At 54.5% G+C, this 10,047-nt stretch carries 9 protein-coding genes, 1 tRNA gene and 1 pseudogene; 1 reads left to right on the top strand and 10 read right to left on the bottom strand.

Features of this window, described 5'->3' with window-relative positions; genetic code table 11:
* Positions 1 to 118 precede the first annotated feature (118 nt).
* The 6 genes from HMPREF2978_RS00880 to HMPREF2978_RS00855 form a co-directional block, all read right to left on the bottom strand.
* Positions 119 to 400, bottom strand: coding sequence for a DUF1990 family protein (locus tag HMPREF2978_RS00880; protein ID WP_369815742.1), 282 nt, complete (start codon positions 398 to 400; stop codon positions 119 to 121).
* Between the two features lie 278 nt (positions 401 to 678).
* Positions 679 to 2,451: an ABC transporter ATP-binding protein gene (locus tag HMPREF2978_RS00875; RefSeq protein WP_029158873.1), complete on the bottom strand. Its 1,773-nt coding sequence runs from the start codon at positions 2,449 to 2,451 to the stop codon at positions 679 to 681.
* Positions 2,444 to 4,192, bottom strand: coding sequence for an ABC transporter ATP-binding protein (locus HMPREF2978_RS00870; RefSeq protein ID WP_012714929.1), 1,749 nt, complete (start codon positions 4,190 to 4,192; stop codon positions 2,444 to 2,446). Before HMPREF2978_RS00870 ends, HMPREF2978_RS00875 begins: the two co-directional genes overlap by 8 nt.
* A gap of 7 nt (positions 4,193 to 4,199) precedes the next feature.
* A complete protein-coding gene (locus tag HMPREF2978_RS00865; protein WP_070743554.1) occupies positions 4,200 to 5,669 on the bottom strand; it encodes an ABC transporter ATP-binding protein in 1,470 nt (489 codons plus the stop codon).
* Entirely contained in the window at positions 5,666 to 6,391 is a 726-nt protein-coding gene (locus HMPREF2978_RS00860; RefSeq protein WP_010187692.1) for an energy-coupling factor transporter transmembrane component T family protein, read from the bottom strand. Before HMPREF2978_RS00860 ends, HMPREF2978_RS00865 begins: the two co-directional genes overlap by 4 nt.
* Complete coding sequence (locus tag HMPREF2978_RS00855) at positions 6,388 to 7,023, bottom strand: MptD family putative ECF transporter S component (protein WP_049155193.1); 636 nt, start codon at positions 7,021 to 7,023, stop codon at positions 6,388 to 6,390. Before HMPREF2978_RS00855 ends, HMPREF2978_RS00860 begins: the two co-directional genes overlap by 4 nt.
* A gap of 140 nt (positions 7,024 to 7,163) precedes the next feature.
* On the opposite strand from HMPREF2978_RS00855, the pseudogene HMPREF2978_RS12655 reads away from it, so the two are divergent.
* Positions 7,164 to 7,440, top strand: a pseudogene (locus tag HMPREF2978_RS12655) (IS481 family transposase); the annotation flags it as partial.
* A 21-nt stretch (positions 7,441 to 7,461) separates the two neighbouring features.
* Here HMPREF2978_RS12655 and HMPREF2978_RS00845 read toward each other — a convergent pair.
* From HMPREF2978_RS00845 to HMPREF2978_RS00830, 4 genes are all read right to left on the bottom strand, one after another.
* Positions 7,462 to 7,534: transfer RNA gene (locus HMPREF2978_RS00845), tRNA-Arg, on the bottom strand.
* 71 nt (positions 7,535 to 7,605) lie between these two features.
* The gene (locus HMPREF2978_RS00840; protein ID WP_049155191.1) at positions 7,606 to 7,884 is read right to left on the bottom strand and encodes a glutaredoxin domain-containing protein; all 279 of its coding nucleotides are present in this window, start codon (positions 7,882 to 7,884) and stop codon (positions 7,606 to 7,608) included.
* Positions 7,884 to 8,429, bottom strand: coding sequence for a dihydrofolate reductase (locus HMPREF2978_RS00835; RefSeq protein WP_070529404.1), 546 nt, complete (start codon positions 8,427 to 8,429; stop codon positions 7,884 to 7,886). Before HMPREF2978_RS00835 ends, HMPREF2978_RS00840 begins: the two co-directional genes overlap by 1 nt.
* A complete protein-coding gene (locus HMPREF2978_RS00830) occupies positions 8,429 to 9,253 on the bottom strand; it encodes a thymidylate synthase (protein ID WP_049155187.1) in 825 nt (274 codons plus the stop codon). Before HMPREF2978_RS00830 ends, HMPREF2978_RS00835 begins: the two co-directional genes overlap by 1 nt.
* Between the last annotated feature and the right edge of the window lie 794 nt (positions 9,254 to 10,047).

Below are 10,047 nucleotides of genomic sequence, written 5' to 3'. Positions count from 1 at the left end.
CCGACGTGTCTACTTTCCGGGGGTCAGGCCCAAGACAAGCGCAAGAACTAACCAGCGCTGATACTAAGCCGCTTTCCCAGGGCTCGGGGAGGCGGCTTTTGTCGTATGCGCAATCCTGCTAATCGTCTAAGGCGTGAAGGTAGAGTTGGCTAATCAGCAGGCGCCTTGGCACGTCCACAAGTGGGCGCAGGGAGGGGAGGAAGGGCTCTGAGGCGGCGTCGATAAGCAGCAGTGTGCGGCCATCGCGCAGGCGCTCCAGAGCGAAGGTCTCCTCGCCGCGCTCAAGGTGTCCGGGAAGGGTGCCGTAGGTGAACCCGCAGCGGCCGTCCTTGTGGAATACATCGACCACGCGGCAGCGAAAATCCCATGGGCCAAAGCCACGTTTCGCGGCGGCCTCTATTTGTTAGAAAGGTCGCTTGACTGATTCGGCTTCACAGTGCTTCGTGGGCCTGAAATCGCTAGGGCAGCATGTGCTTGCCCGTGCGCAAGGAACTGAAGATTAAGGAGAACCATCATGAACAACAAACTGGCGAAGGCATGGCCAACGCCGCGCAGTGGTCGCTCGTAGCCGCTACCGCATTCTTCGCTCTGAGCTTTGTCGGTGCACTTAGGGTGCTCCGTGCTGCGGGGGGAGAGAGAAGGGTGCCCCCGCAAACAACGCCGATCTCGGTGCCCGCGTTAATCGCGTCCCGAACTGATTTTCCACCCGCGTGCTGCTTTGCGTTGCTGCCAGAAGTGACGGTAGATACCGGGGACATCGGAAAGCTCAGAATGCGTGCCCAGCTGGCTGACTTGCCCGTGTTCATCCAAGACTACGATTTGATCAGCAGATTTGATTGTATCCAGCTTATGGGCGATGACAATAAAAGTAGATTGCTCCCGTAGCTCGTCCATCGCAGCAAGAATGTTTGCCTCATTTTCTGCATCGAGCGCGGAGGTAGCCTCATCAAAGAGTACAATCGGCGCTTGCTTGAGAAGCGCGCGAGCTACAGATACGCGCTGGCGTTCACCACCGGATAGAAGCCGACCGCCTTCACCAACAGGAGTATGCCACCCTAGGCGGTTGGCAATAGAAGTCACGCCTGAAAGATCAGCTGCGCGGAAGACTTCCTCATCGGAGGCGTCGGGACGACCAACGCGGATATTAGCGATTAACGAGTCGTCGAAGAGGTAGACATCCTGAAAAACCATGGACAGTCTGGACATTAACTGTTCGGTTCCAAGCTCGCGGATATCTACGCCGTCAACCATCACCGCCCCGGAATCTACATCCCAGAATCGCGAAATAAGGCGCGCAATTGTGGTCTTTCCGGAGCCAGAAGGACCGACAATGGCGGTAACGGTGCCTGGTCGAGCATGGAAAGCGATATCTACCAATACTGGTTTATCGCCGTATCCAAACGTGACATTACGCAGCTCTACACTTCCCGAACCATCGCCTGGGCGCGGAGTAGTGGGTTCCGGTAGGGAAGGGGCATCGGTGATGAGCTCAGTTTCTGTGAGCGCGATACGGCCGGCATCTAAACCGACGAAAGAAGAACCCAGCTGCTCAAGCGTGCGGGTAAACCTCAAGCTGATTCCGATGATCGCAATTGTTTCTAGTGGCGATAGGGCGCCTTCAACGGCAAGATCCGCGGAGACCATAATGAGAGCCACAATGAAGATCTGCACTACTATGCCGTTGAGTAGCAAAGCTAATGTGGATACCCATAGCTCGCGTATTCGTGCTTTATGGTCGATTTCTAGCGCTTGCTCTAGTGGCGCAAAAACTTGTGATTGTCCTGCCGCGCGCAGGGCTGGTTGACGGTTAGCAAATTCTACGATGCGCTGGGAGAGCTCTTTACTCGGCCCCAGTGCGCGGTTCGATGCTTTCTCACGAATCCATGCAGCCAACTGCATCACCACGAGCGCCAATGGTGCGATGATAAGAAGGACCAAGCCCAGCTTCGGGTTCCAGAAACACGCTCCTACTAACAAGGTGACAAGTGCCGCGCTATCGCGGTATATCGTTCCTTGAATATGCGCAATGGTCTCGGCCGCCACCATAAAGCGATCTGAAACGAGGCGAGATAGGCCGCCGGTATTAGCCGGTACGAACCAGCCGAGCGGTAGCGTTGCTAATTTATCGCCCACAGTCGTGTGCGCGGCTCGGATGAAATCCAAGGCCGTGTGGTAAGAGGCCATGGTTGCGAAAAATCGTAGCGCAAAAGCTACGAGCGCAATTGCCAAAAGCGTCCACATCCATGGTGCGATCGTCGTATCCCCATCGAGTGCCTTTGTAAGTGGCACGAGCGTGAGAACGGCGAGGCCATCAAGCACGCCAACGATAAGCGATAGACAAGCATACCTTTTATTGAGCTTATGGCCTACAGGACTTTGCAGCTTTTTGACACTGCGAGTGAGTAGCGGATCACGAAGACGCGAACTAACAGGCGTAGTGGCATTAGACATGAGAATTATCCTTCATAGGCTTGAGGCAGATTATTTGGTCTGCTCCTTGGATGGACTCCGGCTTGTGGGCGATGACTAAGACGGTCTTGCCTCTGACGAGTGTGGCTAGAGCTGCTTGAATTTCTGCTTCGCAGTCAGGATCAGTTGCCGCAGTAGCTTCATCCAGGATCAAGATTGGGGCATTGGTAATGATTGCCCGGGCAATAGAAATGCGTTGCTGTTGTCCACCGGATAAAGAGGTGTCCTCACCAACAACGGTGTCGAGCCCAGCCGGTAAAGCGCGAATATCAGCAGCTATGTGCGCAGCCTCTGCGGCTTGCCAGATCTCTTCATCGCGGGCTTCTGGGCGTGCAAGGCGAATGTTTTCCCGAATACTCATACGCAGTAAGTGAGGATCTTGTAAGACGAAAGCCACAGTGCGGTACAAACTGTCGAAAGTGAGATCACGGATATCCACGTTGTTGATAGTGATTGTGCCCGAATCTGGATCCTGGAAACGCGCCAACATCGTTGCTGCTGTGGATTTGCCAGACCCGGAGGGGCCAATCAATGCCGTGACAGTGCCTGCATTTAGTTGCGCAGAAAAGTCTTGGAGGACTGGTGTGTCTGGGGCGTAGCTAAAGCTGACCTTATGGAACTCCACCTCCATGTCTTGACTATTGGCGTCGAGGCTCTTTTGGCCTTCTTTCACATGGGAAATTGTCATGACTTCATCAAGGCGCAACGCCGCATTGCCAGCGAGCTGGTAAGACCACATCATTTGGCCGACGGTTTGAATCGTGCCCGGGAGCACCAGCGCAATTAACGTTGTTGCGATGACTTCAGCGACCGTGACATAGCCACCAGCTATCAGCAGGGAACCCACTCCTAGATTGATAAGGATGAGGACAGGAACCGCCACCACAGACTCTGAGATTGCGGAAACACGCAGAAGCGGACGTACCCACTCGTAATAGAATTCCGCGAATTTTTGGGCAGCTTCGCGATATCGAGCGTGGGCTTTGCCAACGGTGCCGAAAGCCTTGACGACGGAAATACCTTCGGAGAACTCCACCGCAGTCGCAGAGACCTCACCCAGATAATTATCCATTTCCGCAGTTTTTGTGCCCATATCTTTCATTGAATATGCTTGGATTGCTAGGAAAATGGGCACAGTGGCAATAGAAAGTAGACCAAGGCGCCAATCCAAGATAAAGGCATAAACCAGAAGCGCGAGGGGCGTAAAGATCGCGGCGACCTTCTCTACAGGAGCATGGGCTGTCAGGGTGTGCAGAGTTAACGTATCGTCCTCGACGGCTTTGCGGACTTTGCCGGAATTAGTCTGGCTAAACCACGAGAGTGGTGCTTTCGCAATAGCGGTAATAATTCGGCGCCGGTTAATCCCCACCAGCTTTGCATCAGCGAAGTGGGTGATTGCAAGGGCAAGGAAATAGAAGAATAGCTGGCCCAAAAATGCAGCAAGTAGCCATTTCACAATGGACGCGACGTCATCAGTATTGCCGTCGATTAGAGCATTTCCCAGTGCCACCAACGCGACGTAGGGTGCTACGGCGAGTACCGAGGATATAAGCGCGAGAAACTGTGCGAAGTAGATGGTTGTTTGCACTGGGGCCAGTAGTTTTTTTAGAGCGACCTGGCCGGCTTTTAGTTTTGCGCGAGCCTCTTCTTCCGGTGACGCACCGTGTGATTCTGGTGCGTGGGTTCCGCTTGATTCTGTGGAACTTTGTTTTAGTTCAGACATTTCTTTCTCAATTCTTGTTGATGTCAGTCATATCGATGATTCTGGTGACTGATTCTTGGATGAATTCGTGGTCATGGGTGATGACGATGACCACTGCTCCGCTTGCTGCAAGAGATCGAAGTAGCGCAGAGATGGATTGCAGTTGGCGCCAGCCCACGCCAGAGGTAGGTTCATCGAAGATGTAGATCGCTGCTTGCTCGGCTTGGGCTGAAGCTATGGCTAAGCGTTGCCGTTGCCCACCGGACAGAGACTGCGGATGCCGTTGGGCCATTCCTGCCAGATCGAGGCGATGGAGAATCTCATTGACATCGATGTGGTCCCGCTTCTTCTTTGCCAGTCCGAGCGTGACTTCTTCTTCGGTGGTGGCTGCGAATAATTGGCGGCCAACATCTTGCATCACCATGTACGCGGCACGTCTGCGGGCAGCCGCTCCGACTCGTTTGCTGTTCAAACGGAGACTACCGCCGCGTTTGGGAGAAGCAAGACCACAAATGATCCTGGCGAGGGTGGTTTTTCCAGCGCCGTTGGGCCCGATTAAGGCGGTGACTTCGCCGCTGGGGAAAAATGCGTGGTCAATGTTTAATACCTCATGTGCGCCATAAGAAAAACAGATGTTGCTTAGCTCGAGTCCGCTCCGCTGGGGATCGGCGTTTTCGAGCGTGGGTGGTACCGGCACGCTCGCGGGCAGGGGAACATGGTGTAAGCTGCGTAGCCCCAATTGTTTGCGTTCGGGTTCGTCTAAGGCATAAAACTCCTGAGCGCGGAAACTCCGCGTTATTTTTCCCTGAGTCAAGAAAATAACTTGGTCAGCGATATCTTTTAAGAAAAAGAGACGGTGATCAGCGATAATGATCGTTGTGCCTAATTCCTTCAAGCGGTGTAGCACGCGTGCAAGAATATCGATGCTTTCCATAGAGAGATTGGACGTGGGTTCATCGAGAAGCACGAGACTGCCCGGGGACACAAGCGCGCATGCGCATGCTATGGTTTGTAACTGCCCACCGGATAATTCTTTGAATCGCCGGCCCCGAAGATCGTTAATGCCTAGTAGCTCGACCGCTGATTGAATCCTCGACTCAATTTCTTTGGGATCTACACCAAGGTTTTCTAGCCCGAAGGCCAATTCTGCATTGACGCTTTCAGTGAAAAATTGTGTCCTTGGATTCTGGAATACTGAGGCGCTGAACTCGATGGCTCGGGACAGCGGTTCTTCCGCAGGGGTAAAAGCCTGGTCATCCTTTATAATAGTGATGGTGCCTAGTAGCTCTCCTGGATTGAAATGGGGGATGAGTCCGTTGATCAACTTGAGTACCGTGGACTTTCCCGATCCGGAATCACCGGTAATCAGTAGACACTGTCCTGGAGAGACAGAAAAAGACACATCAGATACACCTTGAATGCCTGGCCGAGCTCCCAATGGATATGTAAAAGAAACGTTGTGGGCGTCTACACTGGTTGCGATACTGCGTTCGTTCATAAGTGGACCTCCGTGGGAAGCCAGACAGAGGCAACAACGAGGCCCAACCCAGCTAGTGCAGTTGCATCGACAAGCTTGAAGGAAAGATCGGCGGTGGTGGTTGGGCGTGCGGGTCCTCCCAATCCCCGGACAAGAGCAGAGGCAGCGAGCTCATCACCAGCGCGGACGACGGCACCTAATAAGGGGATGATCAACATCGCGGACGATTGTGTGGGCTGTGTGATCCAGCTTTTTACTCCAGGCTGGAGACCCCGAAGGACCATGGCATCGCGGATGGCTTTGGCTTCTGCCACGATGATCGGCAAAACGCGCAGGAATACCGCCGGTGGAATGGTGGCCCAGCCTGGTAAACGCAGGTCCCGCAGTGCTGAGGTCAACGTGGATGGTGTGAGAGTGAGCAAGCCGAATGTGCCGATGGACATGCTGATGACAAAACGGCTTAGCCACGAAAAAATTGCCGCTGAAAAAGCGAAAAATGTGGAGCCAGGAAGCTGTAATAGGCCCCAGTACCCTAGATAGGATAATGCAAAAGCGAACAGGCAAATAAGACCATAGTGTGGTTTTACTGTAGCTAGTGCGATGGAGCTGAAAGCGATAGAAATCAGCAGTGTCGGTAGGTGGCCGTGGCTGAGAGCTACCGCATTGATTACTAGAACAGAAAGCAGCACGGTCCGTGGATCGATCGAAGATCGATGAAGCACGCCCTGTTTTTGCAGGCTCACAGGAGACCAGCGCTTTCAAAGTGTTTGCGGCTGACGCGAACTCCGACCTTTCCTCCGATAAAGCCGACGATGAGCGCACAAATGGCCAGTACTCCAATGGTCCATGGCTGGAAGATATCCGACATGGCATCGGCATATTCTTGACCCATTTGGTCTGCGATATCGACGTAGTAGGAGTCCGTATCCAGAATTAGCGGGATAAAAGGCATAGAAATCCAGACACAGAAGACGCTGTAGGAAATAGGGAAGGATTTGGCAATACTGAGGTGGCTTTTTGTAATAATCAAATCCGCGATAAACCCTAGAATTATGCTTCCCAGCAGGGTCCAGAAGTAGTGTCCGGTGAGCATGAATGCTAGTCCGTTAATACCACCGACGAGGGTGAAAGCACCCATTTTGGGCGTGCGGGCGGCATAAAGCGCTAGCACGATTCCGTTTGCGATTGCCGCGATGAACCATCCAATAAACATGAATTGTGGTCCTGCGAATCCAATCATTCCGCTTACAAAGGTGATTACAAAGTAAAGTGCAGCAAAGATGCCAGCGTTGATGAGATCTCTGGTGTTTAAACGTGCCGTCGACCCACTGGATGAGCTTGCACTCCGTGCGGGCGTAGAGGACTGTTGGGTCATAGTAAACCTCGATTTATGAACAGCAGGAAAGGTAAGGCTTACCTAAGTTAGGTAATACTGTTTATAAAACATTTCAAGTTTTGATCTGAAGATTCACCCTTAATGGGGGTGAATGCAGATAAGTAGACATCAAACCAGACCACGACTACCGACTAAGTACCGACAAAATCGGCACCAACGGCAAGACAACCCTGCGATGGGGAGGCAAACTACGCCGCCTCTACATCGGACGCAGATGGGGCGGGGAACCAATCACCATGGTCTGCATCGACAACCACGTCGACGTCAAAATAGCCATCACTGGGGCACAAATCGCCGCCTACACACTCACCGAAGAAAAGATCTACTACAACTAGAAAGACAACGAACTCAACCCCAGTCGGGGCAACTAAAAATCTCGAGACACCGACCGGAACGATGTCTCGAGACTTCACAGCGTGCCCCAGAGAAGATTCGAACTTCCGACACCGGCTTTAGGAGAGCCGTGCTCTATCCCCTGAGCTACTGGGGCGGGGGTGCGTTGCGCACCTAAGTAAGATTAGCAGCCCTGCTTTAGGCGGCGGTAAATGCGTCGCCTTGGGTCTACTCGCCGGCCAGCTCCGCGTACTTGGCGCGAACCTCGCTGGCGGAAGGGTTGGTGGCGTGAGTGCCGTCGGAGTAGAGGACGGTTGGAACGATGCGATTGCCGTCGTTGACGGATTCAATCCAGGCGTTGATGTCGTCGGTGTTCTCACCTTCGACATCGACGAGCTCATATGGGGTTTCGGTGCGGTCCAGGTTTTTGATCAGCTTTACACAGAACGGGCACCAGTCAGCGAAGAAGATGGTGACGTGCTCAGTGGTTTCGGGGGTAGTTGCCATTATGCAGCAGCCTTTCTGTCGTAGGTGAGGAATCGGTATTTCATGGGCAGCTCGCTCGGGGGCTGGCCGGGAATGGTGAGGTGGCCTGATTCGGAGGTCAGCCAGTCACTATCGGCAGATAGGCTGAATTCTTCCGGAACGCTCGGGGCGAGTACGGCATCTGCGCCGTAGGCATCGCCGACTTGTACACCCATGAGGGTGAGCTCGATTGTATCCACGCGGTCGAGGGCGGAGCTATAAAGTTGGCCACCGCCGGTGATCCAGGCGTCGCCGGGCGCGGTTTCGAGTGCGGCGTCGATGCTATCCACCACGGTGGCGCCCGCAGACCACTCGTCGGGCTCGCGGCTGGACAGCACGATGTTCTCCCGGCCCGGCAGCGGGCGGAACTTGGGGTTGAGGGATTCCCATGTCTTGCGGCCCATGATGACGGGCGCGCCCATGGTCACTTCCTTGAAGTGCTTGAGATCCTCCGGCACGTGCCAGGGCATGACCACGCCGTCACCAATGATGCCGTCAAGGGACTGGGCCCAGATTGCGCCCAGCATTAAACGGACACCTGCGCCTTGATGGTGGGGTGAGGGTCGTAGCCGATGACCTCAAAATCATCGAAGTCATAGGAGAACATGTCCTGCGCCTTGTGGAGCTTGAGCTGCGGGTATGCACGGGGCTCGCGAGAAAGCTGCTCCTTGACCTGTTCGATGTGGTCGTTGTAGATGTGGCAATCGCCGCCGGTCCAGATGAGCTCGCCCACCTTCAGGCCTGCTTGCTGTGCAAACATGTGGGTCAGCGCGGCATAGGAGGCCAAGTTGAAAGGAACGCCCAAGAACATGTCCGCGGAGCGTTGGTAGACCTGCATGGAGAGTGCACCGTCAGCGACGTAGAGCTGGAACAGCAGGTGGCAGGGCATGAGCGCCATCTTGTCCAGCTCAGAGACATTCCACGCGGAGACCAGGTTGCGGCGGGAATCCGGGTTGTTCTTGAGCGTGTCCAGGGCGGCCTGAATTTGGTCGATGTGCTGGCCATCCGGCGTGGGCCAGGAGCGCCATTGCACGCCGTAGACAGGGCCCAACTCACCGTCCTCATCGGCCCACTCGTTCCAGATGCGGACCTTGTTCTCCTGCAGCCACGTCACGTTGGATTCGCCGCGCAAGAACCACAGCAGCTCACCAATCACGCCGTGGAAGTAGACCTTCTTGGTGGTCAGCAGGGGAAAAGACTCCGCCAAGTTATAACGAAGTTGGGCACCGAACAGGGAGAGGGTACCGGTACCAGTGCGGTCGCCTTTGGGAGCGCCTTCTTCCAGGACGCGGCGCAGGAGGTCCTCATATGGTGTTGTGAGGGCTGAAGAAGCGGTGGGAGTGTCACTCATGATGTCCAAGTGTAGAACGTTGGAGAAATCTTAGGTAGAGCGGTAGGGGTACTGGTGATGAGATTTGTTATTTCGACAGCTGGGCTTGATAAATAACCTCTAGAGCCTCGTCGGTTGGGGTCGCCTGCCATGAGGACGTGGCGCCGGTAAGAATTGAGGGACGGTCCCACAGGTATCTCATTTCTTTCAGTCCTCGGAGGCCCGTGCTGGCAACGCCAGCTACTTTCAGCATCCATGGGTGAATAGTGATGGGGGAGTGTTGGCATCCGGCACGTCGAGCAAACTCAGCTTGAGTCAGAGCGGGAGCGCAAGGTGTGGAAATTATTGGGGGTGTCGAATCATCTAAAAGTGCGTCTGCCAACGCTCGTGCAAAGTCTGGAAGATACGTGACCGAGTGTTTAGCGTGTGCGTTAAAAAGAGCAAGGGGACGCTTCTTCCCAATGATGAGCTGATGGTAGACGCATCCGGGGCCGGCATCTGGTCCGTACAGATCGGCCGCGATTACCGAGGTAGTGCGCGAGGGGGAGGCTAAGCGGTTCTCGATTAGGGTCGCTCGAACACCGGGTTTTCCATTGCGAGATCGGGTGAGGGGAGTATCAGGCGAAATCACCTCGTAAGTCTGGTCGAACCCATACATCGATTCGGGGAAGACGACGGGGATGCCTAGTTGGGTGGCTACCTTCAGCACGGTTTCTTCAGCTGGAATGAGTAGGTCGCGCCACTTTTGTGCGTCATATGGGGCGTGGATGCAGTGGGCAATGGGGCCTGACCCCCGGAAAGTAGACACGTCGGGG

Source organism: Corynebacterium sp. HMSC074C01, from assembly GCF_001814605.1.
Lineage (GTDB): Bacteria > Actinomycetota > Actinomycetes > Mycobacteriales > Mycobacteriaceae > Corynebacterium.
The sequence above is the reverse complement of the archived record's forward strand: the minus strand, read 5'-3'. Positions and strand labels throughout refer to the sequence as shown.

Bases quoted from the DNA above. Each gene is read 5' to 3' on its own strand.
- HMPREF2978_RS00865 (WP_070743554.1), bottom strand. From the start codon at position 5,669: ATGAACGAACGCAGTATCGCAACCAGTGTAGACGCCCACAACGTTTCT.
- HMPREF2978_RS00840 (WP_049155191.1), bottom strand. From the start codon at position 7,884: ATGGCAACTACCCCCGAAACCACTGAGCACGTCACCATCTTCTTCGCT.
- HMPREF2978_RS00855 (WP_049155193.1), bottom strand. From the start codon at position 7,023: ATGACCCAACAGTCCTCTACGCCCGCACGGAGTGCAAGCTCATCCAGT.
- HMPREF2978_RS00870 (WP_012714929.1), bottom strand. From the start codon at position 4,192: ATGTCTGAACTAAAACAAAGTTCCACAGAATCAAGCGGAACCCACGCA.
- HMPREF2978_RS00875 (WP_029158873.1), bottom strand. From the start codon at position 2,451: ATGTCTAATGCCACTACGCCTGTTAGTTCGCGTCTTCGTGATCCGCTA.
- HMPREF2978_RS00835 (WP_070529404.1), bottom strand. From the start codon at position 8,429: ATGCTGGGCGCAATCTGGGCCCAGTCCCTTGACGGCATCATTGGTGAC.
- HMPREF2978_RS00830 (WP_049155187.1), bottom strand. From the start codon at position 9,253: ATGAGTGACACTCCCACCGCTTCTTCAGCCCTCACAACACCATATGAG.